This window comes from Microbispora siamensis (assembly GCF_016863095.1).
Classification (GTDB): Bacteria; Actinomycetota; Actinomycetes; order Streptosporangiales; family Streptosporangiaceae; genus Microbispora; species Microbispora siamensis.
On the sequence record NZ_BOOF01000002.1, the window covers coordinates 181,472 to 206,357 of the forward strand.

Sequence of the window (24,886 nt, forward strand, 5' to 3'; positions counted from 1 at the left end):
GGCGTCTCCTCGTGGAGGCGCCTCAGATCGCGTCGAGCGCCTGGGCGAAGTCGGCCCACAGGTCCTCGGCGTGCTCGATGCCCACGGCCACCCGGACCGTCCCCTCGCCGATGCCCGCCGCGGCCAGGCCCTCCGCGCTCACCGAGCGGTGCGACGTGGTGGCCGGGTGGAGGACCAGGGTCTCCACGCCGCCGAGCGAGGGCGCGAGCAGCGCGAGCCGCACGTTGCGCATGAACGCCTCGCCGGCGGGACGCCCTGCGGCGAGGTCGAAGGAGAACACGCCGCCGAAGTCGGGCAGGAGCTTCGTGGCGAGTTCGTGCGACGGGTGGGAGGGCAGGCCCGGCCAGTGGACCGCGGCCACGGCCGGATGCCCGGCGAGCCGCGTCGCGAGCACGCGGGCGTTGGCGCAGTGGCGCTCCATCCGCAGCGGCAGCGTCTGCATCCCCCGCAGGGTCAGCCACGCGGCGAACGGGTCGGCCGTCGTGCCGAGCTCCACCGCGTACGACCACACCGTGCGATACACCTCCTCGGAGGCGAACACGGCGATCCCGCCGACGACGTCGGTGTGCCCGGACAGGTACTTGGTGACGGAGTGCACCACGATGTCCGCACCGTGCTCGATGGGCCGGCACAGGACCGGCGAGGCGAAGGTGTTGTCGACCACGGTGAGGATCCCGGCCTCGCGCGCCGCCGCGCACATCCCCGGCAGGTCGGCCACCTGCGTCATCGGGTTGGCGATGGTCTCCAGATACAGCAGCTTCGTCGTGGGCCGCACGGCGGCGCGCACGGCCGCGGGGTCGTCCTGCGGCACGCGGGTGACCTCGACGCCGAAACGCTCCGCGAGGTCGGCCAGCGTCTGCGCGGTGGCGCCGTACAGCGCCGACTGGGCGATCACGTGGTCGCCCGACTTCAGCAGGCCGAGCAGCACCGCGTTGATCGCGCCCATGCCCGAGCCGGTGGCCACGGCGGCCACGCCGCCCTCCAGGCCGGCGACCGCCTCCTCCAGCGCGCGCACGGTGGGGTTGGAGAGCCGGCCGTAGACGTACGCCCCGTCGGGCCGCCCCATGCCGTCGGCGAAGACGGCCGGGTCGTCGAAGACGAACCCCGAGGTCTGGTAGATCGGCATGGAGATCGGGGTGCTCGCCTCCGGCACGGGGCGGGGCAGGTGGACGACGCGCGTTTCCGGATGCAGGGAGCTCATGCCGTCCAGAATTACCCAGAAACTGCACTCTTGTCAGGTTGGGCGGCCGACGATCGGTTACGCGGCGAGCGGAGAAGGCGTCCGGCGCCGCCGCCCATGGTGAGGATGAAGAGATGGACGTCAGCTTCCTCCTCGTGCACAGCCCCTCCGTCGGCCCCTCGACCTGGACCCCCGTCGCCGAGATTTTGCGGGCGCGCGGGCACACCGCCGTGGTGCCGCGGCTGACCGACGTGACGGCCGGTCCGCCGCCCTACTGGCCGAGGGTGGTGGGCGAGGTGGCGGCGAGCGCGCCGCGCGGCCCGCTGGCCGTCGTGGCGCACAGCAACGCCGGGCTGTTCGTGCCGCTGATCGCGCAGGCCCTCGCCGGGCAGGTCGCCGCGTGCCTGTTCGTCGACGCCGCCCTGCCGCCGCGCAGGGGCGCGTGCCGGGCGGCGGAGCCGGAGCACCTCGGCTTCCTGCGCTCCCTCGCCGACGACGCGGGCGTCCTGCCCCGCTGGACCGACTGGTGGCCCGAGGACGAGGTCGCCGCCCTCCTCCCCGACCCGGTGCTCCGCCAGGTGGTCGTGGCCGAGCAGGCGCGGCTGCCCCTCGCGTACTACCAGGAGGAGATCCCGGTGCCGGCCCGCTGGGACCATCTCAGGAGCGGCTACCTGTGGTTCGCGGACGCGTACGCCGCCCTCGCCGACGAGGCCGGGGAGCGCGGGTGGCCGGTCGCCCGCGTCCCCGGCGAGCACCTGCACCAGCTCGTCGCGCCGGAGGCGGTGGCCGACTGGCTGCTCGCCACCGCCACATAGCCGCACCGGTGGGCGGGCACGCTCAGCGGGCGCCGAGTGCGCGAGGGAGCCGGACGACGACGAGGCGGTTCGGCACGCCGCTGTCCACCAGCCTGCCGTCGGGGCCGAAGTCGCCCAGGCCGAAGTCGTTGTCGTTGGCCAGCGCGATCGTGTGCGGGTCGAGCACCGCCAGCCCCTCGATCTTGCCGGGCAGCGACGGCACCAGCGCGTTCGGCTCCAGCACGAGCGACTTGGCGGGCAGCCTGAGGCCGGACCCGCCGGTCGGCTCCTCAAGCGACGGGCTGGTCTTCGGGTCGTCGTACGGCCCGCCGAGCAGGTTCGTCGCCTTCGTCAGGTCGATCGAGTACACCCGCGCGACGTTGTCCGTGCGCTCGTCCACGAGCAGCCGGTCCCGCCCGGCGTACGCCAGGCCGGAGATCTTCATCTCGCTCTGGTCGCCGTTCACCGTCGGGTCGAAGGTCGTGACGTCCTCGAACTGGTACGGATACTCCCCGGTCACCTTCCGGCCGCGCAGGTCGAAGGTGAGGATGCGCCCGATCCGCGACTTCTTCGCGGCCTTCTTGTCGGGGTTGGCCAGCGGGCTCTGCACGGCCAGGTACAGCGTGCGCTGGTCGGACGAGATCGCGAGCCCCTCGAACCCGCGGTTCTGCTGGCGGCTCGCCAGGATCGCGGGCAGCGTCTCCTTCACCGGATAGTCCGCGCCGGTCAGCCCGAGCCCCGCGGGGACGTGCCGCTCCAGCACCCGGCCGTCCGGCGACACCCGCACCAGCGACGGGCCGTACTCGTCGACCAGCCAGAAGTCGCCGTCGCGGGTGCGCACGAGGTCCTCGACGTCCAGCCCGCTCGGGTTGTACGGCAGCGCCGTGCGGCCGTCCCAGGTGTAGGGCGTCTCGTCGTGCCCCGCCTGGTTCGACAGGCCGGTCACCGGCTTGCCCGAGGCGCCGACGATCGGGACGTACTGCTTGATCTTCGCCGTGCCGTGCGTGACGGCGACCCGGACGATCGCCGGGGCGAACTCGGGCACCGGGAAGGTCCTGCGCTTCTCCCCGTCCACGGTCGGCTGGCCGTTCGGGCCGCGGTCGGTGACGAGCCAGAACTCCCCGGCACGGCCGGCCGGGAACAGGCCGCTGCCGACGCCGCCGAGCCGCACGCCGCGGTCGTCGGCGATGGACGGCTGCACCTGCTTCAGCGCGGGGGCGGGGAGCGTGACGTCGGCGACGACGACGGGGCCCTTGGCCGGGGCGGCGGCGGCCGTACCGGTGGTGAGGGTGAGCGCGGCGGCGATCGCCAGACCGGCGGAGACGTGACGGAGCACTGGAGACCTTTCAGACAGCGATGACAGCGCCCGAAGGTAGTGAACGTCCACGTCTCCGACGTGACGATCGGATGAAGCGCGGATGGCTAGACGTCGGTGACCCGGATGCCGGCGTGGGCCTTGTATCGGCGGTTGATCGAGATCAGGTTCGCCGTGAGCGCCTCGACCTGGTGGGCGTTGCGCAGCCGGCCCGCGTAGACGCCGCGCGCGCCGGGGATGCGGCCCGCGAGCGCGCGTACGACGTCGGTGGCCTCGCGGTCGTCGCCGAGCACGAGCACGTCGAGGTCGATCTCCGCCACCGAGGGGTCGAGCAGCAGCACCGCCGACACGTGATGGAAGGCCGCGACCACCCGGCTGCCGGTCAGCACCGCCGCCGCCTGCTGCGCCGCGCTGCCCTCTTCCACCGGCAGCGCGTACGCCCCCTGCTTGTCGAAGCCGAGCGGGTTGACGCAGTCCACCACGATCTTTCCGTCGAGCGGTTCGCGCAGGGACTCCAGCAGCGCCTTGTGCCCCTCCCAGGGCACCGCGACGATCACGACGTCCGCCTCGGCCGCCACGTCGGCGTTCGCGGCCCCGCGTACGCCGATCTCGCGCGCCGCCTCCTGGGCGCGCTCGGCGCTGCGCGAGCCGATCAGCACGGTGTGCCCGGCCAGCGAGAACCGGCGGGCCAGTCCCTTGCCCTGATCCCCGGTACCGCCCAGGATGCCGATGGTCAGCGCGGAGACGTCGGGCAGATCTACGGTGGTGTGCTCAACCATGGGTCAGATCATGCCAGCAGGTCATCGCCGCGACCTCTCCGGGGCGTCCCCGCCGGGATGCCGAGGACCGCGCTTCACACGTCCCAGCGGCGGTATCCGAGCACGACAACGGCGATCAGGACGACAGTCCAGGCCATGAGGAGCAGCCCACCGTGCACCGGTGTCACCGCGCCCGCGTCCTCGGCCGGCGGGAACCACATGGCGAATCCGGCACTGTCCGGGAGGTATCTCGCCGCGGGGACATGGTCGCGCAGGAGCGGTCCGGCGATGAAGAGATACCCCAGCAACACGACGACCGCCGCGAGCGTCCGGCGCACGAGGGCGCCGACGGCCGCGCTGATCAGCGTCGTGAGCGCGAGGTACGCGGTCACGCCGCCCAGCGCCCCCGCGACACGGCCCGAGGTCACGGGTGCGGCCGTGTCGCCGAGCACACCGGCCGCGAGCGCCACCCCGGACGCGGCCGTGATCGCCGCCGCGGGAAGCACGACGATCGCCAACGCGACGTGCTTGGCGGTGAACTGGAGGGCGCGGCGAGGCATCGCGGTCAGCGTGGTGCGAATCTGCCCGCCGACGTACTCGGAGCACGCGGCCATGACGCCGAGGATGACGAAGCCGGCCTGCCCGTAGCCGATCGAAGCCAGTCCGATGTCAGGAGCGCTCCTGGTTCCGGTCGAATCCCGCAGACCGGCGTTCGTGAACGCGATCGCGAGGATCAGATTCACTACGAAAGTGCCTCCCAGCGTGAGGAAGGTCGCCGGAAGAGTCGCGAGCTTCGACAGCTCCGCCGCGAGCGCCTGGGCCGCTTCCCGGCCACGGGTGCGAGTCGCCGGGGGGACCGTCATGCGTCCCTCCGCGTGAACGAGATCGCGGCGGTCACGAGCAGCACCGTCACCCAGGCGGTCATCACCAGGCCCCCGGTGAGCGGGCTGATCTCGGCGGTGCTGTCGGCGAGCTTCCGGATGAACATCCGGACCCCGGCCATGTCGGGCAGGTAATTCGCGAGCGGCGTGATCTTGGTCAGCAGGTAGGTGACGGAGACGACCGAGGTGTTCGCGATGAGCACCGCGAGCGGAACGACCCCGTGGCGGGTGAGTACGGTGATTCCGGCGGCGAGGAGCGCGGAGTACACCCAGTAACAGGCCACACCCGCCAGCCGCGGAACGTCGTCCGCTCCCAGTGCCGGGGCGTGCTCGCCGAGCACCACCCGGACGACGCCCATGGTGGTCACTGCCGCGGTGATGGCGAGCATCGCGCTGCTGATCGCGATCGCGGACAACTTCGCAAGCAGGAATCGGAGGCGGGAGGGGACTGCGGTCAGGCTGGTGGTGATCTGACGCCCGCCTCCAGAGTCCGCGCTCTCGGTGACGTACTCGCTGCTGACGGCGACGACGCCGAGAATGATCGCTCCGACCACGCCGAAAGCCAGCTCCTGATAGCCGGTATCGATCGCGGCGATCGCCGCGGGGCCTCGGTCGATCGCGCCGAGGGCCGCGGAGGCGGTGATCGCGGCGATCACGCCCGGCACGACCACCCCGGCCGCCGTCGCGATCCACACCGCCGGCAACGAGGCGAGCTTCGAGGTCTCTGCCGCGAGCGCCCTCATGACGCAGCACCGGTGGTGAGGGCGAAGAACGCGTCCTCAAGGGTGCGGTATGCGCCGGTGACCTCGCCGAGGGTGCCGTCCGCCACGACTTTGCCCTCGTTGACGACCACGACGTCATCCACTGTCTCCGCGAGCTCCCCCATCAGGTGGCCGGACAGCAGCACGGTCCGGCCGGACGCGGCGCGTTCGCGAAGAAGGGTCCTGATCCACCGGATGCCGTCGGGGTCCAGCCCGTTCACCGGCTCGTCCAGGACGAGGATCTCCGGGTCGCCGAGCAGCGCCGTCGCCAGCCCGAGCCGACGTCCCATGCCCAGCGAGTAAGCGCCGACGCGCTTGGACGCGGCGTTCGTCAGGCCCACGACCTCGAGCACCTCGTCGACACGTGCACGCGGCAACCCCGCGGAGCGGGCCACCCATCGCAGGTGCGCCCGGCCCGTCCGCGCCCGATGCGCGCCGGGGCCGTCCAGCATGGCCCCGACCATGGCGAGCGGGTCAGGAAGTTTCGCGAACGGGACGGAACCGATGAGCGCCGCGCCGGAGGTCGCCCGATCCAGGCCCAGCAGAATGCGCAGTGTGGAGCTTTTGCCCGCGCCGTTCGGGCCGAGGAACCCGGTCACTCTTCCGGGGCGGGCCCGGAAGCTGATGCCGCTCAGAATCTCTCTGGAGCCCCGCCGCTTGACGAGGTTGTCGATCGTAATCACGTCCACATGTGAACGCGAGGCATCACCTCCGGTCATCGGACCGACGACCGGACTCGGTTGCGCGGCTCGGACTCAGATCTCTCCGACCCTGGTCCGATGCGCCGTTCAGGGGCGCGTCCTTAGATTGGGACCATGGGGGTCGACCAAGCACTTCCGAGACGCGGGCGGCGAGTCTGGCCACTGGCCATCGCCGTTCACGTCGTGCTCCTGCTCGCCCTTCTCGCGGTCAGCCGCGGGGTACCGCCGCGGTCGTCCTTCCCGTCGTCATCGCCGCACTGGCGTTGACGGTCACCGTGTGGGCGGCGTTCAGCGCGCGTCGGCAGCGGATCGCGTACGAAGCGCGGCTCACGGCGTGGGCCGGCGAACGCGCGACGCAGGCCGAACGTCTCCGAATCGCGCGCGAACTGCACGACATCGTCTCGCACGGCCTCGGCCTGATCACTGTTCGGGCGAGCGCCGCACGCTATCCCGGCACGGGAGACGACACCTCTACGGCGCTGTCGGATATCGAGCGCATCGGGCGGCAGACCACGACGGAGCTGCGCCGCATGCTCAACGTGCTGCATGACTCGACTGCTGCGGCCGCACCTCTGCGGCCCGCGGACTCCCTCCACGACCTGCCGGCCATCATCGAGGATGCCGAAAGGGCAGGCCCAACCGTCAGGCTCAGGCTCGGGGAGATCGACGACATCAGCTCCGGGGCACAGCTCGCGGTCTGCTCCATCGTGCGCGAAGCCCTCACGAACACGGCCCGGCACGCCGGACCGACCGGCGCGAACGTGTACGTCCGTCGCGACGGCGACTGGATCGTCACGAGCGTCTGGGACGAAGGCCCGGTGGACGGATGGACCCCGCACCCGGGAGCCGGGCACGGAATCGAGGGGCTGAGGAAACGCATCACCGCGATCGGCGGAACCTTCGAAGCCCGGCACGTCGAGAACGGCTTTCGCGTCACCGCCCGTATTCCTGAGGCTCGAATGTCATGAACGACCGCGGAACCCCGATCCGCGTCGTCATCGCCGACGACCAGCCCTTGCTGCGTCACAGCCTTGCCGCCGTCATCAACGCCAATCACGACATGACGGTGGTCGGCGAGGCGGGCACCGGCGACGAGGTCGTCAGGCTGAGCGCCGAACTGCGCCCTGACGTCGTGCTCATGGACATCCGGATGCCGGGTACCGATGGAATCGCGGCCACCCGCCGCGTCATGGCCGACGCAGGCATCGGATCCTTGAAGGTCATCGTGCTCACGATGTTCGAGCTCGACGAGTATGTCCGCGCCGCCCTCCACGCCGGCGCCAGCGGGTTCCTCCTCAAGGATTCCCACCCCGACACGCTCCTTGACGCGATCCGCCGGACTCATCGGGGCGAATCGCTGTTCGCCCCGCAAGTCCTCACCCGCATGATCGAGGCCTACATCGCCCAGCCACCACGCGCGAAGCCGGCGCGTCTGGACGCTCTCACCGAGCGGGAGACCGAGGTTCTCACTCTGGTCGGTCGTGGGCTCTCCAACGACGAGATCGCCGCGAGGCTCACGATCTCGATCAAGACCGTCAAGACACATATCGGCAACCTGCTGAGCAAACTCCAGGCACGAGATCGCGCGCACCTCGTCATCGCGGCCTACGAGGGCGACCTCGTAGGCCGCTGAAGCGCGCGGGTGCTCGGCTTCATCGCCACCGCCGGCGGTCCCGCCTTCCTGGAAGGCGCCGGCGGTGGCTTTCCGAGACGCTCAGCAGTTGGGGATCGCGGGGAGACCGGCCACGCGGGTGGCGAGCCAGGCCACCGCCAGCGGGGCGCCCTCGACCGCGCCGAGCACGTGGCTGCCGGCCGGCAGGCCGGTCCACAGGACGTTCACGCCCCGCGCGCAGTACTCCTTCCGCAGGGTCCTGCCCACCTCGTACGGGATGATCTCGTCGCCCTTGGCGTGGTAGAGGAACAGCGGCACCCGCGGCGCGGACGCGCCGAGGCGGTTCTCGGCGAGACGGGCCCGCCAGTCCGGCAGGTTCAGCACGTCGGCGGTGGTGAACTCCGCCAGCCGCCGCCCGCCGAATTTGGTCCGCAGGTCGCTCACGCAGTCGTCGCGGGCGTCGCCGAACAGCGCCGCGCCCTCGGGGGTCAGGTAGCCGTCCAGGTGCAGCTCGGGGTAGGCGGCGTCCAGCCCGATGCCGGCCGCGGCGGCGAGCCCGAAGTCGCCGGTGCCGTCCAGGTGCTCGGCCACCGCCCGCAGGTCGGCCGGCACCCCGCCCGCCGCGACGCCCTTGAGCCGCAGCTCGGGCGCGTACGACGGCTGGAGCTGGGCGGCCCAGGCCGCCGACGACCCGCCCTGCGAGTACCCCATGACCACGACGGGGGCGCCGGTGGACAGGTTCGCCTCCGGCACCCGCGTCGCCGCCCTGATCGAGTCGAGCACGGCGTGCCCCTGCGACAGGCCCGCCATGTACGTGTGGTCGCCCGGCGTGCCGAGGCCCTCGTAGTCGGTCACCGCCACGGCCCAGCCCTTGAGCAGCATCAGGCTCATGATGGCGAGCTCGGCCTCGGTGCCGTTCGCCATGGCGGCCGACGGGGCGCACTGGTCGCCCATGCCGTGGGTGCCGACGGCGTACCCGGCGATGGGCCGCTTGCCGAGGGGATACGGGGAGTCGGGGACGAGCAGGGTGCCCGAGACGACGTTCGGCTCTCCCGTCGCCGAGGTGGACCGGTAGCGGAGGTGCCAGGCCTTCACCGGCACCTCCAGCAGCTTGCCGGGCGCGAGGTAGACCGTCGTACGGCCGGCTTCGACGACGTCCCCGGCGGAGGTCGCGCGTGCGGTGCCGCCCAGTGCGGGCAGCAGGAGAAGAGCCCCGATCATGGACAGGGTGGCACGAACGCGAAGGTTCATAAAGCCGCCTTCCGGCTGTCGGATCACGTTCCACAATCGGCGCCGCGGCCTGATCGTTACCCGGCGGTAACGGTGTGTCAAGGACCCAATTGGCGGGACTTCACGCGCTCGTGTCAGGCACCATGACGGTCATGGACGCCGCATCGGTGAACCTGTTGCGCGAGGTGCTCGCCTCCACCGGATGGCTCGAACGCACCCGGGAGCTCGGCCTGGCCCTGCGGGCCACCCGGTCGCCCGGGGGGCTCCTCGTCGTCGGCACCCCCGAGGAGGAGCCGTGGCACGTCACCGCCCATCTCGCCGACGAGGCCCGGCTGTCGGGCCTCGCCCAGCTCTCCCCCACGCTGGTCCGCTGGGCGCCGCCGCCGGGCGCGCCCGCCCACCTGCGGGTCGGGATGGACCGGCTGCGGAGCGCCGGCAGGGGCGAGACGCTCTTCGTGGTCGCCGAGCAACGAGCGCCCGTTCCCCTGCTTGAGCGCGTGGACGACGCCCGCCGCACCGGCGCCACGATCCTCGCCATCGACGGGGGCGACCCCGAACTGGAGGCCCTGGCCCACGACGCGATCGCCGTACCGGCCGAGGGGACCGCCTTGAGCTTCGACGCGGCGCAGCACCTGGTGAGCAGCGCGGCCGGGGAGGTGCGGCGGCTCGGCCTGCGGGAACGCCTCGCCCGCCTGGCCGAGCGGATCACCGGCCCCCACGTGAGCGACTGAGGCCACCCGGTTCCGGCCCTCCGGCGCGCCTCAGGCGCCTGCGGGCGGGATGTTCTGGTTCGACGCGAAGACGTTGTCCGGGTCCATGCGCGCCTTCAGCCGGGTCAGACGGCTCCAGCTGCCCGGCAGATACGCCTCTCGGATGCGGCCGCCGCCCTCGTCGCCCAGATGGTTGACGTAGGTGCCGTGGGCCCACGGCCGGGTGGAGTTCCACGTCTCGCTCACCCAGTGGCGGTGCCGCTCGGGGTCCTCCGCCGGGTCCTCCCAGGTGGCCGCGATCATCGTCATGTAGTCCGCCGACCGGTGACCGAAGGCCGTCGCCCCCGGGTCCCTGTCGGCGACGGCGCCGCCGAGACGGCGGAGCAGCACCTGGTTCAGGGGCGACGACGGGTGGGTGCCGTGGTGGGCGAGCGCGGCGACGGCCTCGTCCGGCAGGCCCCGCAGGAAGTCGGAACGCACGTACTGCTGCCGCCCGGGGACGTTCGCGTCGTCGAGCATCCGCTGCAGGGCGACGTACCCGGTCACCCCGAAGGTGTCGACGAGCGGCCGTCCGAGGCCGCGCAGCGGCGCGGTCAGCTCCTGACCCGTGCCGTGCGGGCCGAAGTAGGCGGCCGCGACGCCGACGACGGGCCTGCCGACGGCCTCGGCAGGCACGAAGGGCGCCGCGGGGGCGGACACCAGCGCCGCGACCAGGGACAGCTCGCGCGGCGCCCGCTCGCCGGCCTCGTGGAAGGCCTGGAGGGCGTCGCGGGCGAGTTCTCCCGGATACAGCACCATGCCGGCCCACGCGGGAGCGACCGGGTGAAGGCGGAAGGTGAACCGGGTGACGATGCCGAAGTTGCCCCCGCCGCCGCGCAGCCCCCACATCAGCTCGGGGTCGGTGTCGTCGTCGGCCGTCACGACGTCCCCGTCCGCCGTGACGAGCTCGACACCGAGCAGGTTGTCCGCGGCGAGGCCGTGCAGCCGGGACAGCCAGCCGATGCCGCCACCGAGCGTGAGGCCCGCCACTCCGGTGTCGGAGATCTCACCGCCGGGTGTCGCGAGTCCCTCCGCCTGCGCCGCCGCGTCGAACTCCCGCCACAGGACCCCCGGGTCCACGTCCGCGAGGCGAGCCGCCGCGCGCACCGCGATGCCCTTCATCGGGCTGAGGTCGATCATCAGCCCGCCCTCGACCACCGAGTAGCCCGGGATGCTGTGGCCGCCGCCGCGCACCGCGATAGGGAGGCCGTGCCGGCGGGCGAAGACCACGGCGGCGGCCACGTCCGCCGTCGAACGGCACCGGGCGATGAAGGCGGGCCTGCGGTCGATCGAACCGTTCCAGATCCGCCGCACCGTGTCGTAGGCCGCGTGGCGCGGAGTGAGCAGCTCGCCTGTGAAGCCGTCGAGGGCGGGAGCGGGAACGCCGATGGTCATGTCGGTTCTCCTGTCTGTCGTCGTGACCGCGCCAAGCCTGGGGCAGGGCGGCGCGCGGGCGGCATCCCTGATGTGAGGGATGGTCCGGACGCGGGAGCGCGCCCATACTGGCGCGGTGAGAAGTGCGACGGTGCGAGACGTACGGGAGGCGGTGGCCGACCTGTCTCGCCGGGCGGGCTCCCCGCTGGCGCTCGAGCGAGCGGTGGCCGCCCAGGTGACCCGGGTCGTTCCGGCCGACCTGTGGTGTGCGCTGACCATCGACCCGGACACGCACAACATCAGCGGCGGCTTCCACGACGAAGGACTGCCGTTCCGGCTGCTCGGCCGGTTGACCGAGATCGAGCAGCAGGAGAGCGACCCGGACGTCCTGACCATGCGCGAACTGGTCCGCAGCGGCGTGGTCGCACGCACCCTGGCGCAGGCGACGGGTGGCGACCTCGATCGCAGCCACCGCTTCCGCGACGTGCTGAGCCCGTCCGGCGTCGGGCACGAGGTCCGCGTCGCCTTCCGGGCGCAGGACGGCCGGGTGTGGGGTGCGATGGTCCTCATGCGGGGCACCGACGTCCCCGACTTCACGGCGCGGGAGCTCGGCGTCCTGCGCGGGATCAGCCGCGTCGTCGCCGACGGGCTGCGCCGGGCCACGGTGCTCTCCGCACGGCCGCCGGCCGGCGACGGCGGTCCCGGCCTGCTGCTGTGCAGGGTGGCCGGCGCCGTCGTGGTCGAGCACATGTCGGCGTCCGCCCGGCGGCTGCTCGACGAGATCGACGACGGCCGCCTCGGCGATCTCCCGTACACGCTGGCGTCACTGGTGCACGCGGCGCACCGGCGCGCCGTCTCCGGCGCCCCGCATCGCGTCCGGTTGCGCGTCCGGACCGGACGGTGGCTGACGGCGCACGCCGAGCGTCTCGGGGAGGATTCGGTCTCCGTCATCCTGGAGGCCACGCGCCCGCACGAGATCATGGAGCTGCTCGCCGACGCCTACCGGCTCACCGCCCGCGAACGGCAGATCGCCGCGCTGGCCGGACGGGGCCTCACCAACAAGGAGATCGGCTCTGTCCTCTTCCTGTCGGCGTTCACCGTGCAGGACCACCTCAAGGCCGTCTTCACCAAGACCGGCGCCCGGAGCCGGTCCGAACTCGCCGCTCTCCTGCACGGGCACCCCGCGACGCCACCGGAGTGACCGAGCGCCTCGGGCCGTGCGGGTGCGGCCTTCGGGTCCGTCAGGACATGGACAGGGCGTCACATGGACGGGCCGAGCGGGGCCCGGCTGAGCTCGCGCACCCGCCGGTCCACGGCATCTGCCGCCTCGCGCAGCACCTCGATCACCACGGCCTGCATCGGGTCGGGCTCTCCCGACGTCGTACGGCTCACCCTGGTCAGCGCCTCGATCCTGCGGCTGCCCACGCCGCGGATGCCGGTGACGACGACCTCGCCCGCCGGGACGTCGAGCAGCGCCAGCGACGGCACGATCGCCACCCCGTGCCCCGCCGACACCAGCCCGAGCACGGGCGGGAACTCCGCGATCAGGTGCACGCGGCGCGGGACGAACCCGTGGAGCTGGGCGAGCCGTTCGAGCGCCTGCCCACACGCCTGGTCGGGCACTCCGGCCACCCACGGCAGGTCCACGAGGTCGGCGACGGTGGCCGGCACCTCGTCCCACGACGGCGGGGCGACGATGCGGTACTCGTCGTCGTAGAGGCGGTGCCGGGACATCGACGGCAGGGACGCGGCCGGCTGGCTCATGTCCCGTTCCGTCACGACCAGGTCCACACCGCCGAGGCGCAGCTCCTGCACCGCGCCCGGCCCGAACAGCTCGTGGATCACCGGCGTGATCCGCGGGTGCCGTGCGGCCAGCTCGCGCAGGGCGGGGACGAGCAGGTGCCGGATCACGGTGGGGTACGCGGCGATCGTGACCGGCCCGGACAGCCGCTCGGCGAAGCGGTTGAGCTCGTGCCTCGCCTCGGCGAGCTGCTCCTCGATGCGCTCGGCGTACGCCGCCAGCACCCGGCCGGCCGGGGTCAGCGTGACCCTGCGCTGCGATCGGTCGAACAGCGCGAGGCCGACCTCCCGTTCGAGCTGGGCGAGCTGCTGGGAGACGGCCGAGGGCGTGAGGTGCAGCGCCTGCGCGGCCTTCATGACGCCGCCTCTGCGGGACACCTCGTGCAGGATCCGCAGCCGCCGCGGGTCGATTTCCATGCAGTAGATCTTACGTGCGGATTAAGAATCCTTCACTTGCTCTTCACTCTCCATGGGCGGATCATCGGATCATGAGCATTCGCGTGGACGGCGAGCCGTCCTGATGTCCACCTTCATCACGATCATCGGCACCGCGGGCGCCGTCGTCCTCCTGTTGGCGTACGCGATGGTGTCGTCCGGCAGGATGTCCGGGGACGGGCTGCCCTACCAGCTGCTCAACCTCGGCGGGGCGGCCACCTTGATGATCAACAGTGCGTACCACTCGGCCTGGCCCTCGGCGATACTCAACCTCGTGTGGAGCGGCATCGGCGTGTGGACGCTCGGCCGGCTCGTCGCCCGCCGCGCGACGGCCCGGCGGCACGCGGCCGCGCCCGCCCCGGCCACTGGAAGGTGAGACAGGGCACGGTAAGACAGGGCACGGTGGGACAGGGAGAACCGGGCCCGGGGAGAGACGCCGGTGGGCCGGGCCCGGGAGACGGGGTCAGGGGATCAGTCGTCCCAGTCCTTGTCCTGCTCCCTCCAGCGCTCGTTGCGCTCGGCCGCCGTCTGCAGCGCGTGGGCGGCGGCGTCGCGGGAGTCGTAGGGACCGAGCCGGTCCTTGTTCGGGCAGCCCCTCTCGGGCTCGACGCTCATGTGCTTCAGGCAGAACCACCATTGATCGCTCACGCCCATAATCGTGCCCCCTTGACGCGCAACTAGACTTGGCCGCATGACCACGCTGCTCCGCCCCGGGCGAATCTCGCCTACCCGTAAGGTTCCCGCCCACATCCCCCGGCCCGAGTACGTGGGGAAGGCCGAGCCCAAGAAGGGCGACAGCGACATCCAGACCCCCGAGACCATCGACAAGATGCGGATCGCGGGCCGGATCGCCGCGCAGGCGCTCGAGGAGGTCGGCAAGCACGTCGCCCCCGGCGTGACGACCGACGAACTCGACCGCATCGGGCACGAGTTCCTCTGCGACCACGGCGCCTACCCCTCGACGCTCGGCTACCGCGGCTACCCGAAGTCGCTGTGCACCTCGATCAACGAGGTGATCTGCCACGGCATCCCGGACGACACCGTGCTGCGCGACGGGGACATCGTCAACGTGGACATCACGGCCTACATCGGCGGCGTGCACGGCGACACCGACGCCACCTTCCTGGTCGGCGAGGTGGACGAGGAGTCCCGCCTGCTCGTCGAGCGGACCCGTGAAGCGACGATGCGGGCGATCAAGGCGGTCGCGCCGGGCCGCCAGCTCAACATCGTCGGCCGGGTGATCGAGGCGTACGCCAAGCGCTTCGGCTACGGCGTCGTCCGCGACTTCACCGGGCACGGCATCGGGGCCTCGTTCCACTCCGGGCTCATCGTCCCCCACTACGACGACCCCTCGCTGTCGGTGACGCTGGTGCCGGGGATGACGTTCACGATCGAGCCCATGCTCACGCTCGGCACGATCGACTACGAGATCTGGCCCGACAAGTGGACGGCGGTGACCAAGGACCGCAAGCGGACCGCGCAGTTCGAGCACACGATCGTGGTCACCGAGACGGGGCACGAGATCCTCACCCTGCCGTAGAAGCCTTTCGAGGCCGCACCGCGGCGCTTCGCCGGTGTTCCGGCGAGGCGCCGCGTGATTTCGGCCGAGGCGCCGCGTGCTTTCGGCGGGTGACGATCAGCGGTGGCAGGGCCCGCCGGCGCGGGCGGACGATCACCTGCGGGCACGGCCCGCCGAGGCGGGCGGCCTACTCGGCGGCCCTGTCCCGCCTGTTCAACTTCGCCAGGTAGTCGTTGTAGGCGTCCAGCTCCGCGTCTCCGGTGCCACCGGACTTGGCGGCTGCGGCGTCGGCGCGGCGGTCGGCCCGGCGCGCGACGCGTTCGTCGTCGCGCCACCACTGGAAGCCGAGCGCGAGCAGCACGATCAGCGTGGGGATCTCACCGAAGGCCCAGGCGATTCCGCCGCCGGACTGCTGGTCGGCCAGCGAGGAGGCCCCCCAGGTGCGCCCGAGCTGGTCGTAGTAACCGGACGCGAGCACGGTGCCCATGCTCATCAGGGCGATCCCGAAGAACGCGTGGAACGGCATGGTCACCATGAGCAGCAGCAGCCGCCCGACGTGGGGCAGCTTGTGCGGCGCCGGGTCCACGCCGATGATCACCCAGAAGAACAGCGAGCCGCTCAACAGGAAGTGCACGGTCATCGCGATGTGACCGAGGTGCTCCTCCATCGCCGCGGCGAACAGCGGGGTGAAGTACAGGGCGAACGTCGACACCACGAAGATCGCTGTCGCGATGGCGGGGTGGCTGACGAACTTCAGGACCCTGCTGTGCAGGATCACCGTGAGCCACTCCCGCGGTCCCCGGTCGCCCCGCCGGGCGGCGGGCTTGAGCGCGCGCAGCGCCAGCGTGACCGGCGCGCCGAGCACCAGGAAGATCGGGACCAGCATCGACAGGATCATGTGCTCGGTCATGTGCACGCTGAACAGCACGGGCGAGTAACGCGCCACACCGCTCTGCGTGCTGAGGACGAGGATGACGACGCCGAGGTACCAGCTGACCGTGCGGCCGACGGGCCACCGGTCGCCCCGGCGGGCCAGCCGCACGACGCCCGCGCCGTACAGACCGGCCATGACGACGGCGAGCACGGCGAAGAACAGGTCGAACCACCACAGCGTCAGCAGGTTCGCGAGCGTGAGCGGCGGCGGGACCAGGTAGCCGAGCAGTTCGAAGGCCCGGTCGACCGGCGTGTCGACGGGCGGCGGGGCGGTCCGGGACAGCGCCACGGCCAGGCCGATCGTCGCCCCCATCAGCAGGACCTCGCCGAGGGCGAGGCGGAGGAAGGCGTGCGGCTCCCCCGCCGACAGCCTCGGCAGCGTACGGCCGCGGTGGCGCCAGCCGGCGAAGCCGAGCACGGCGAACGCGACGATCTTGGCCAGCAGGAGCAGGCCGTAGTTCGTGGTGAACAGCTCGCCGATCGAGGTGAGGCGCGAGGCGGCGGCGGCGAGCCCGGACACGCCGACCCCGGCGAAGCACCACAGCGCCATACGTGAGAAGCGCGCGGCGGCGACGTCCAGGAGCGGCTGCCCGCGCAGCGCGTGCACGCAGACCACCCCGAGGCCGCCCACCCACAGCGCGAGGAAGAGCAGGTGCATGGCGACCGAGGTGGTGGCCAGCCCGTGGTTGGGCGAGGAGGAGGAGTGCCCGGTGAGCGCGGGCGGCAGGAGCGTCACGAGCGCGAAGACCAGCAGGCCCCCGGCGGAGCCCGCCGTGATCGCCCCCCGGGCGAACAGCGCGATGGCGACGGCGAACAGCACGACCAGGGTCAGCGCGATGCCCTGCGGCACCTGGCTGGCATAGCTGGTGAGCTCGTTGCCGGCGAGGATCTGCCCCACCGGCGCGCCGAGGGTCTCCGACAGGCTGAAGACCAGCGCCACCGCCGCGGCGACCGCCCAGGCCAGCGCCGACCACGACGCGCCCTTCACGTAACTCTGCGCCTGTTTGCCGAGGAGGCCCTTGTCGTTGGGCAGGAACGCCGCGGCGCCGGCCAGCAGACCGACGGTCAGGACGCCGGAGACGTCCATCGCGAGCTTCGACAGCGGCAGCATCCACCGGGTCAGGGTGCCCTCGTCGGGCAGGCCGGGGATGATCCGCGGCGTCGCGGCGCCGCCGAGCACCATCGCGACGACGAGTGCGCCGACGGCCGCGCAGAGCGCCGCGGCGGTCAGGCGCACCGCCCGGTTCACGGCTTCTTCCGCAGGCTCAGGAACATCCCGATGCCGATGCCGGCGATCCCGAAGATCACCGCCCAGACCCACCCGGGAACGCCCTTCTGCCCGCCGTCATCGGCCTGCACCGCGGCTGCCGTCGCGGGCGCGGCGGCCGCAGGCGCGGAGGCCGTGTCACCGGGAGCCGCCGCCGAGGTCGCCGCCCCCACCGACTGGTCGCCGACCACGGTGAACGGGATCTCCCCCTCGAGCGGGTGCCCGTCAGGAGAGACCACCCGCCAGGCGATCGTGTAGCGACCCGGGGGAACCGGCTCGGTCACCGCCTCGGTGACCTTGGGCCCGTCGACGACCGGGTCGCCCTTCTCGTAGCGCTTGCCGTCCTCACCGCGGACGACCACGACCGGGAACTGAACGGAGTCCGCGAACTCGAGCGTGACCTTTTGCAAGGTCTTGACCTGGGCGTTCTTCTGCGGGTCGCTACTCTTGAGCGAGGTGTGCGCCTGGGCGGGCAGGACCGGCGCGGCGCACAGCAGGAGAGCCGCCACGAGCGCGGCGAAGGCGGCGAGGAAGGGTCTCTTCATGGCACCTCCCAGGCTACCGACGCGGGGGTCCGGTCCATACCCCGCATCGGAAGACTGGGGATACCCCGAGGACACGCCCGGTCGCGCCGCGCCCGGCTGCCACCCGGCGACCCGGTGCGGCGCCGGTGGGCCGATCGATCCGCCCGCGGTTCGCGGACTCGTCCTCGCGGTCCACTCGTCTGTGCGAGCTGGACGCGCGCCGGGCCGGAGGCGAGCGGCCTCCGGCCCGGCAGAACCTGTCTCTGTGAGCCCGATTCCCGCGCGCGGTCAGAGCTCGGCGCAGGCGAGGGCGCGCTGGTAGGCGGCCACGCTCTCCGACTCGTCGCCGATGCGCCGGCGTATCTCCGCGATCGTCATCCAGTCCTCGGCGGCCCTGCGGGTTGTCGGGACGGTCTCCAGCCACCGGCTCACCGTGTCCAACTCGGCCGCGGCCTCCTCATCCTGGTGGAGCAGGAAGTGCGCCTGGCTGAGCAGGAGGGTGGCCTGCGTCTCCAGCCACCCCCAGGTGCCGCGCACCAGCTCGGCGGCGGTCTGCGCGTACTCCACGGCCTGCTCGGGGTGCTGAAGGACGATCTCCACCCATGCGAGGGTGAGGGCGACCTCCGCCCTGTCGAAGGTGCTGGTCGCCGCGGCCTCCATATCCCGCTGCGCCCTGAGCAGGAGCTCGCGCGCCCTCTCCGACTCCTCGGGGTGAAGCCTGAGCACCATGCTCGCGTGCGCCTGCCGTACGCGTGCCAGGTTGCGCGGCTCGCCGGTCTCGGACTGGATCGCCAGCGCGCGCTCCATCAGGGCGATGGCATCCTCGGCGCGTCCCGCCTGCTCGGCCGCGAAGGCGGCGTTCCAGCACGACGCGACGGCGGCCCGAGGAGTGCCCAGGGCGTCGGAGGCCGCCAGCAGTTCGGCGGCGAAGTGCCCGGCCCGCAGCAGGTCGCCCCGCGCCAGATAGACGCTCAGCAGCGTGGAGCCGAGCTCGACCAGCGCGTCGTTCCACCCTGACCGGGCGAGCTTCCCGAGCGCGCGCTCGCCGACCTGGACCGCGGCGGAGTAGTCGCCCCGCTCACGATGGCACCGGCACAGCGCCAGGGCCACGGCGACCTTGCGCTCCTGGCTCATCGTCTCCGCTTCGGACTCGTCGAGCTCCTCGAGCACGGAGATGGCCTCGGCGAGTTCGCCACACGCCTCGGAGGCCAGCGCGTAGCCGTATCGCGCCTCCACCCGCAGCGAGGCGAGTCCCTGAAGGTTGCCGTCGGCGAGCAGTTCGGCGTACCGGCGGCGGGCCTCGGCGACCTCACCGTTCTCCAGCGCCATCCGGGCGAAGCTGAGGCCGACCTCGAGGTCCTCCATCTGCTCGGCCGTCACGCCGTTGACGAGGTAGGTGAGCGAGCAGTCGAGCTTCTGCGCGAGCAGTTCCAGGACGGCGGGGGTGGGCGTGCGCTTGCCGCTCTCGATCAGTGATACATAACTGTCGGAAAGCTCGGGGTGTGCCAACTGCGCTTGAGAGAGCCCACGCTGACGACGAATCGCCTTGATGCGCTGTCCGACCAGATCTTGCGCGGCCATTGGCAACTCCTGCAGTATTGTAGGCCCGGCAGTCTGAGCTGATGGGAGATCCACCGTGCGCCGCCTCGCCCTGCCCGTTCTTACCGTCGTCATTTCGGCCGTGCTGGCCGTTGGCGGCAATGGTACGCCAGCAAGTGCCGCCGCGTCTCCTGTGCAGGGGGATATGATTTTGCAGGGGTATTGCTGCTGATGGGAGCCGATCGGCAGCCCACGCCAGGGCGCCGGAGGCAGCGCTCCAGGTACCACCCGGCATCCACCCGCCCCCCTCGTCGATGCCCAGCGGACGCCGGCGCTCCTCATCGAAAATCAACGGCGATCGCATCGCCACCGCATTCCATTTGAATTCTCACACCGGCCCGAATTGCAATAGTCCGACACAAGGACCGCGCCGAACAATTCGCCGGAGAAAATCGTTCCGCCGTCCGGCCGGACGAATTCTCAATCGCCGCGGAAGCGGAATCCGGCGGTTTTTACCGGACCCGGGCCTCCCCCCCAGTATTTCTACGCCGCGATTTCGGCCATATTTCGCGACTCGCTCTCCTCGGTGGTCCGTTCCTCTCTCCCCCAACGGCTCCGTCCACCGTCACAGCGGCCAACTGCTACCAGACAGGCCGACATCGGCACAAAGGCCGCGAATCATCGCTCGACGGGCGCGTGACGGACCGCGCTACTCTCTCGGGCGAGCGGCGGGCCGACGGTCCCCCGACTGCGACCCGCCTCCCGCACCGGGACCTCGATGTTCTCCCATCTAGACAAAATCTAGATACGTGATGGCATATTTGGGGCTTCTGCCGAACTAGGCCCAACGGTGTGCCCATAGCCGGCGTCACGGGGATGACTTCGTATTGCAGGAGTTGTGGAGGAACGCCGAGGGACGCACGGGTGGCCCGGTCACGAGGCTCCGCGTACCAGCCTGCCAATAGGCCCGGGCGATGCACCCAACGCGTCTACGCCGTCACCGCATGGAGTCCGAAGACGTATGGATAATGCGAATGAGTGTGAAACTTCTCAGGACTTACCGTGCCGTCTGCGGTTGCTGGGGCCGCCGGCGGGCTGGCGCGGCGGACGGCTTATCGAGCTGGGACCGCCGCTGCAGCGGGCTGCACTGTGCGTACTCGTCGGACATGAGGGACGCGTGGTCCCGAAGGACGACCTGATCAATGGTCTTTGGGGGGATCGCCCCCCGAACACGGCCGAGCAGAGCGTCTACACCTACATCGCCGGCCTCCGGCGGGTCCTGGAGCCTCACCCCGGCAGGCGCGGTCCATACGCCGTCCTGGTGAACCGGTCGCGCGGCTACGCACTGGAACGCGGGCCGGTGCGGGTGGACGTGGGGGACTTCGAGCGCCACCTGGCCGAGGCCCGCCGGCTGCTCGGCGCGGACGACCACCGCGGCGGCCTGCACGCTCTGGACGCAGCCCTGGCGTGCTGGTCGGGACCCGCCCTGTGCGGCGTGCCGGGGCCCTTCGCGGAGGTGGAGCGGACCCGGCTGGAGGGGTTGCGGCTGTCGGCGCGGGAGGACCGCGCCAAGGCGCTGCTCGACCTGGGGCTGCACCAGGAGGCGGCGTCGGCCCTGTCCGAGCTGGTCGCGGAGGCTCCCCTGAGGGAGCGCGCCCGCGACCTGCTCATGCTCGCGCTGTACCGCTGCGGCAGGCAGGCCGACGCTCTCCAGGCGTACATGGACGTCAAGCGGCTGCTCGCGGAGCGGCTCGGCGTGGATCCCGGCGAGACGTTGCGTGAACGGTACGAGCTGATCCTGCGGGCCGATCCCTCGCTCGCGCGGGTGCAGGACGGCGCGGGCGATGCCGAGCCCTCGGCGCGGCCTCCCCGCCAGCTGCCGCGGGCGGCGAGCGGTTTCGTGGGCCGGGCCGAGGAACTGGTCCGTCTGCGATCCCTGCTCTCCCCCTGGGACGGCGGACCCCCGCAGGCGGTCATCGCGATCACCGGGACCCCCGGGTCGGGCAAGTCCGCGCTGGCCGTACAGGCCGCCCACGCCTCCTCCCACGCGTTCCCGGACGGACAGCTGTACGTCAACCTCCAGGGGGCGACGCCGGGGGTCGAGCGCCTGAGGCCGATCGACGTGCTCGGCCGGCTCCTGCGCGCCCTGGGGCTGCCGGGCGAGGCCGTGCCGTCCGAGGAGGACGAGGCCGCCGCGGTGCTGCGCGACCGGCTGGAGGGACGCAGGACCCTCATCCTGCTTGACGACGCGGCGGGGCCCGAGCAGGTGCGCGCCCTGCTGGGCCTGCCCTCCGGCAACGCCGTGCTGATCACGAGCCGCGAGTCGCACGCGGCGACCGACGACTGCGTCCAGCTCGTGCTCGGGAGACTGCTGCGGTCGGAGGCGGTCACCGTGCTTGGGAAGCTCGTCGGAGCGGAACGAATCGCGGCGGACCCGGCCGCCGCGGACCGCCTGGCGCACCTGTGCGGCCTGCTGCCGCTGGCCCTGCGCCTGGCCGCCGCCCGCCTCGCCGAACGTCCCGACTGGGCGGTGCGGGATCTGGGCACGAGGCTGGAGGACCGGCGGCGTACTCTGCACGAGCTGGAGTCGGGCCGAAGGGCCGTCCGCTCCAGTCTGGAGCTGAGCTACGAGGTTCTGGCCCACGGCGGCGAGCTCGATCGGCTGGCCGCGCGGACGATGTGTCACCTCGGCGTCCTGCACGTGGCGAGCCTGACCCCCGAGCTGGTGTCCGCCCTCCTCCGCGAACCGGTCGACGCCGCCGAGCGCGCCCTCGACCGCCTCGCGCGCGCGCACCTGCTGGAGGTCTCGGGACCGGGCCGCTACCGCCCCCACGACCTCGTGCGGCTTTTCATGATCGAGCTCGCGGACGCCCGTCTCACGCCGGAGGCGCGCAAGGACGCGCTCATGGGCGCACTCGGCTTCTACGGGGCGACCGCACGCCACGCCAGCACGGTACTCGATCCCCACCGCGTGCAGCTTCCCTGGCCCGCCGTGCCGCAGCGCCCGCTCGCGCTCCGGACCGTCGACCAGGCCAGGGACTGGCTGGAGGAGGAGCTGCCGGACGTGATCGCCGCCGCCACACAGGCGATGCCGAGCGAGGACGACGACGTCGCACGGCTGGGGGCCTACGTCGGGTTCTCCCTCACCTGGCAGCTGACGAGAGGCGCGCACCGCCGCGAGCAGCGCGACCTCAACAGGCAGGCCCTGGACGTGGGCGAGCGGACCGGCGACCAGGAGATCCTGTCCCTGGCCCACGGCCAGATCGCCAACGCGCTGCTGACCCTCGGCAGGGCGGCCGAGGCCCTGCCGCACCAGCAGGCCGAACTCGATCTGAGACGCGACCTGCGCGACCGGTTCGGCGAGATGCGCGCCCTGGGCAACCTGGGCGTCGTCCTTCTCAAGCTGGAGCGGTACGCGGAGGCGCGTGAGCGGGCGGAGGTCCAGCGGGCGATCGCCAGGGAGATCGGCTCCGAGGTCGGCGAGCGTCATTCGCTGCTGACCGGGGCGACCGCCTGTCGGAGGCTGGGCGACGTGACGGCGGCCATGAGCCTGGTGGGTGAGGGACTCGCACTCGCGCAGGCCGCGGGAGACCGTTACCACGAGTTGGCCGGCCTCTTGTTGCTTTCCGAGCTGTGCGTGGACCGCGGCGACCCGCAGACCGCGAAGTCCTACCTCGAGCGCGGCCTGCGCCGAGCCCGGGAGATCGGCCACCGGGTCGGCGAGTGCGAGTCCCTCGTCATGCTCGCCAGAGTGCACCGTCTTTTGAACGAGCCGGCGCAGGCCCTGGCCTACGCCCGGGAGGCGCTGGCGGCGCGGCAGCGGTCAGGGGACGAGAAACTCTCGCGGTCGGCGGAAGACGAACTGCGCGTCATTGAGACGGCATTCCCCGAGCTGAGACCGACCCGAGAGGTGCCGGCCCGCTGAGGCACGTCCCGCGGCGGGTCAGCCGGCGCGGAGGGCGAGGAAGAGGTCGACCCGGTCGGCCATGGACGACAGGTCCTTGCCGGTCAGTTCCTCGACCCGCCTGATCCGGTAGCGCACCGTGTTGACGTGCACGTGCAGCCGTTCTGCGCAGGCGTTCCACGATCCCGTGCAGTCGAGGAACGCGCCGAGCGTGCGCACCAGCTCCGCCCCGTGCCGCCGGTCGTAGTCGAACAGCGGCCCGAGCAGCCGTCCGGCGAACGAGGACCGCACGTCGCCGGGCACGGTCGCCAGCAGCAGCGCGTGCGTGTAGATCTCGTCGCTGGTGACCACTCCCCCGCCGCGCGCCTCGGCCATCCGCCGGGCGTGGCCCGCCTCCTCCACCCCGCCCCGGATGGCCTGCGGCCCGGTCAGCGCGCCGCTCAGCCCGGCCGACACCGTGATCGAGGGGAGCCCGGCGGCGAGCACCGCCGTACGGGCGCGCAGCAGCGCCGCGAGCCCGTCGCGGTCGCGCCAGGGGGTGTCGCCGCGCAGCGGGACGAGCGCCACCGACGCGTCGGCGCCCGCGGCGGCCACCACTCCGCGGTCCAGCAGCTCCTCCGTCACCTGACCGCCCAGCAGGGCGGGATCGGGGCCCTCGGTCGCCCCGCGCCTGCTCGCCGTGGCGGTGACCACCGCGTACGGCTCGGCCGGGTCGATGCCGCAGGTCCGCAGCCGGGCCGACAGCTCCGCGAGGTCGCCGCCCGCACAGGCCAGGGCGATGAGCTGCTCGGCCAGCCGGCGCTCCACCCGGCGGCCCTCCTCCGCTCGTGTCCGCTCCATCGCGACGCACGCCGCCAGCTCGTAGCCGATCTCCGCGTCGACCTCGCCCCGGCAGACCAGGGCCCAGCCGGCGGCCCGGTGCGAGCGATCCACGGCGAACAGCGTGAACGGCCCGCCGCGGTCCACGACGACCGGCAGGCGGGCGGCGGCGAGATAGTCGTGGGCCAGCCGTACGGCCTGCTCCTCGGGCAGGGCGCCCGCGACGACAGCGCCGCAGGCGGACACGACCGCGGCCGTGACGCCGAGCTCGGCCTCGACCAGGGCGAACAGCTCGCCGAGCCCGGCCCCTTCGGCCACCGCCGCGACGATCCTGCGGTGCCGCCCGAGCGCGCCGCGCAGGTCGCCCGCCTGGGCGGCGGCGACGCGCCTGCCGACGAGTTCGGTGACGGCTCCGAACGACACCTCGACGGGCACTTCGAGCAGCGGCAGCCCGCGCGCCCGGCACGCCTCCACCAGGTCGCCGGGGACCGTGCCGAGCCGCGCGTCGCCCGCGCCGAGCGCGGCCACGCCCGCCTCGGCCAGGGCGTCCACGAACCGGGCGGAGTCGGCGGGCGACTGGCGCCACATGAGGCCGGTCAGCACCAGTTCGCCGCCCGACAGGTAGCGCCGGGGATCGGGCAGGTCGGTGATGAGCACGCCCTCGATCTCACGGTCCAGCCGCTCGTCGCCCGTGAGCAGGGTGAGCCGCAGTTCCGGGACGGCGAGCAGATCATGCAATAGCACGACAGACAGCGTATTTGGAGATACCTACAAGCATCGACTACGTCCAC

General features: G+C 72.2%; 22 protein-coding genes. 8 read left to right on the forward strand and 14 right to left on the reverse strand.

The genetic code is table 11. The annotated features are described in order from the left end of the window. Positions 1-22: 22 nt before the first annotated feature. The gene (locus Msi02_RS02600) at positions 23-1,201 is read right to left on the reverse strand and encodes a trans-sulfuration enzyme family protein (protein ID WP_204046873.1); all 1,179 of its coding nucleotides are present in this window, start codon (positions 1,199-1,201) and stop codon (positions 23-25) included. Between the two features lie 113 nt (positions 1,202-1,314). Here Msi02_RS02600 and Msi02_RS02605 point away from each other — a divergent pair, with 113 nt between their 5' ends. Beyond that, on the forward strand, positions 1,315-1,995 hold the full coding sequence (locus Msi02_RS02605; RefSeq protein ID WP_204046874.1) for an alpha/beta hydrolase: 681 nt from the start codon (positions 1,315-1,317) through the stop codon (positions 1,993-1,995). 22 nt (positions 1,996-2,017) lie between these two features. On the opposite strand, the gene Msi02_RS02610 is transcribed toward Msi02_RS02605, so the two are convergent. The 5 genes from Msi02_RS02610 to Msi02_RS02630 form a co-directional block, all read right to left on the reverse strand. Then, positions 2,018-3,310 (reverse strand): esterase-like activity of phytase family protein, encoded by a 1,293-nt coding sequence (locus Msi02_RS02610; protein WP_239108054.1) that lies wholly within the window; start codon positions 3,308-3,310, stop codon positions 2,018-2,020. A gap of 86 nt (positions 3,311-3,396) precedes the next feature. Then, the gene (gene npdG, locus Msi02_RS02615; protein ID WP_079319317.1) at positions 3,397-4,068 is read right to left on the reverse strand and encodes an NADPH-dependent F420 reductase; all 672 of its coding nucleotides are present in this window, start codon (positions 4,066-4,068) and stop codon (positions 3,397-3,399) included. A gap of 74 nt (positions 4,069-4,142) precedes the next feature. After that, on the reverse strand, positions 4,143-4,910 hold the full coding sequence (locus Msi02_RS02620) for an ABC transporter permease (RefSeq protein WP_204046875.1): 768 nt from the start codon (positions 4,908-4,910) through the stop codon (positions 4,143-4,145). Further along, positions 4,907-5,671, reverse strand: coding sequence for an ABC transporter permease (locus Msi02_RS02625; RefSeq protein ID WP_204046876.1), 765 nt, complete (start codon positions 5,669-5,671; stop codon positions 4,907-4,909). Before Msi02_RS02625 ends, Msi02_RS02620 begins: the two co-directional genes overlap by 4 nt. Then, complete coding sequence (locus tag Msi02_RS02630; protein WP_204046877.1) at positions 5,668-6,372, reverse strand: ATP-binding cassette domain-containing protein; 705 nt, start codon at positions 6,370-6,372, stop codon at positions 5,668-5,670. The genes Msi02_RS02625 and Msi02_RS02630 overlap by 4 nt, the downstream gene beginning before the upstream one ends. A gap of 281 nt (positions 6,373-6,653) precedes the next feature. Here Msi02_RS02630 and Msi02_RS02635 point away from each other — a divergent pair, with 281 nt between their 5' ends. Further along, a complete protein-coding gene (locus tag Msi02_RS02635) occupies positions 6,654-7,358 on the forward strand; it encodes a sensor histidine kinase (protein WP_204046878.1) in 705 nt (234 codons plus the stop codon). Then, positions 7,355-8,023, forward strand: a complete 669-nt coding sequence (locus tag Msi02_RS02640; RefSeq protein WP_204046879.1) for a response regulator — start codon at positions 7,355-7,357, stop codon at positions 8,021-8,023. The genes Msi02_RS02635 and Msi02_RS02640 overlap by 4 nt, the downstream gene beginning before the upstream one ends. A gap of 81 nt (positions 8,024-8,104) precedes the next feature. On the opposite strand, the gene Msi02_RS02645 is transcribed toward Msi02_RS02640, so the two are convergent. After that, the gene (locus Msi02_RS02645) at positions 8,105-9,253 is read right to left on the reverse strand and encodes a lipase family protein (RefSeq protein WP_239108055.1); all 1,149 of its coding nucleotides are present in this window, start codon (positions 9,251-9,253) and stop codon (positions 8,105-8,107) included. A 131-nt stretch (positions 9,254-9,384) separates the two neighbouring features. On the opposite strand from Msi02_RS02645, the gene Msi02_RS02650 reads away from it, so the two are divergent. Further along, a complete protein-coding gene (locus Msi02_RS02650) occupies positions 9,385-9,963 on the forward strand; it encodes a hypothetical protein (protein ID WP_179155441.1) in 579 nt (192 codons plus the stop codon). 30 nt (positions 9,964-9,993) lie between these two features. On the opposite strand, the gene Msi02_RS02655 is transcribed toward Msi02_RS02650, so the two are convergent. Beyond that, a complete protein-coding gene (locus Msi02_RS02655) occupies positions 9,994-11,376 on the reverse strand; it encodes an FAD-binding oxidoreductase (protein WP_204046880.1) in 1,383 nt (460 codons plus the stop codon). Between the two features lie 115 nt (positions 11,377-11,491). Between Msi02_RS02655 and Msi02_RS02660 the strand changes: the two genes are divergently transcribed. After that, positions 11,492-12,556: a helix-turn-helix transcriptional regulator gene (locus Msi02_RS02660; protein ID WP_239108056.1), complete on the forward strand. Its 1,065-nt coding sequence runs from the start codon at positions 11,492-11,494 to the stop codon at positions 12,554-12,556. A 59-nt stretch (positions 12,557-12,615) separates the two neighbouring features. On the opposite strand, the gene Msi02_RS02665 is transcribed toward Msi02_RS02660, so the two are convergent. Continuing rightward, complete coding sequence (locus Msi02_RS02665) at positions 12,616-13,572, reverse strand: LysR family transcriptional regulator (RefSeq protein WP_204046882.1); 957 nt, start codon at positions 13,570-13,572, stop codon at positions 12,616-12,618. Positions 13,573-13,675: 103 nt separating this feature from the next. Here Msi02_RS02665 and Msi02_RS02670 point away from each other — a divergent pair, with 103 nt between their 5' ends. Further along, positions 13,676-13,966, forward strand: coding sequence for a CBU_0592 family membrane protein (locus Msi02_RS02670; RefSeq protein ID WP_204046883.1), 291 nt, complete (start codon positions 13,676-13,678; stop codon positions 13,964-13,966). A gap of 95 nt (positions 13,967-14,061) precedes the next feature. On the opposite strand, the gene Msi02_RS02675 is transcribed toward Msi02_RS02670, so the two are convergent. Continuing rightward, the gene (locus tag Msi02_RS02675) at positions 14,062-14,238 is read right to left on the reverse strand and encodes a hypothetical protein (protein WP_239108057.1); all 177 of its coding nucleotides are present in this window, start codon (positions 14,236-14,238) and stop codon (positions 14,062-14,064) included. 43 nt (positions 14,239-14,281) lie between these two features. Here Msi02_RS02675 and map point away from each other — a divergent pair, with 43 nt between their 5' ends. Beyond that, on the forward strand, positions 14,282-15,130 hold the full coding sequence (gene map / locus Msi02_RS02680; RefSeq protein WP_079319327.1) for a type I methionyl aminopeptidase: 849 nt from the start codon (positions 14,282-14,284) through the stop codon (positions 15,128-15,130). Positions 15,131-15,296: 166 nt separating this feature from the next. Here map and Msi02_RS02685 read toward each other — a convergent pair whose 3' ends face one another. From Msi02_RS02685 to Msi02_RS02695, 3 genes are all read right to left on the reverse strand, one after another. Then, the gene (locus tag Msi02_RS02685; protein WP_239108058.1) at positions 15,297-17,291 is read right to left on the reverse strand and encodes a bifunctional copper resistance protein CopD/cytochrome c oxidase assembly protein; all 1,995 of its coding nucleotides are present in this window, start codon (positions 17,289-17,291) and stop codon (positions 15,297-15,299) included. After that, on the reverse strand, positions 17,288-17,854 hold the full coding sequence (locus Msi02_RS02690) for a copper resistance CopC family protein (RefSeq protein WP_204046885.1): 567 nt from the start codon (positions 17,852-17,854) through the stop codon (positions 17,288-17,290). Before Msi02_RS02690 ends, Msi02_RS02685 begins: the two co-directional genes overlap by 4 nt. A 267-nt stretch (positions 17,855-18,121) precedes the next feature. After that, positions 18,122-19,414 (reverse strand): helix-turn-helix domain-containing protein, encoded by a 1,293-nt coding sequence (locus Msi02_RS02695; protein WP_204046886.1) that lies wholly within the window; start codon positions 19,412-19,414, stop codon positions 18,122-18,124. A 979-nt stretch (positions 19,415-20,393) separates the two neighbouring features. Here Msi02_RS02695 and Msi02_RS02700 point away from each other — a divergent pair. Continuing rightward, complete coding sequence (locus Msi02_RS02700; protein WP_275414073.1) at positions 20,394-23,297, forward strand: AfsR/SARP family transcriptional regulator; 2,904 nt, start codon at positions 20,394-20,396, stop codon at positions 23,295-23,297. Positions 23,298-23,315: 18 nt separating this feature from the next. Here the strand turns inward: Msi02_RS02700 and Msi02_RS02705 are convergent, their stop codons facing one another. After that, positions 23,316-24,839: a PucR family transcriptional regulator gene (locus Msi02_RS02705; protein ID WP_204046888.1), complete on the reverse strand. Its 1,524-nt coding sequence runs from the start codon at positions 24,837-24,839 to the stop codon at positions 23,316-23,318. Positions 24,840-24,886 lie beyond the last annotated feature (47 nt).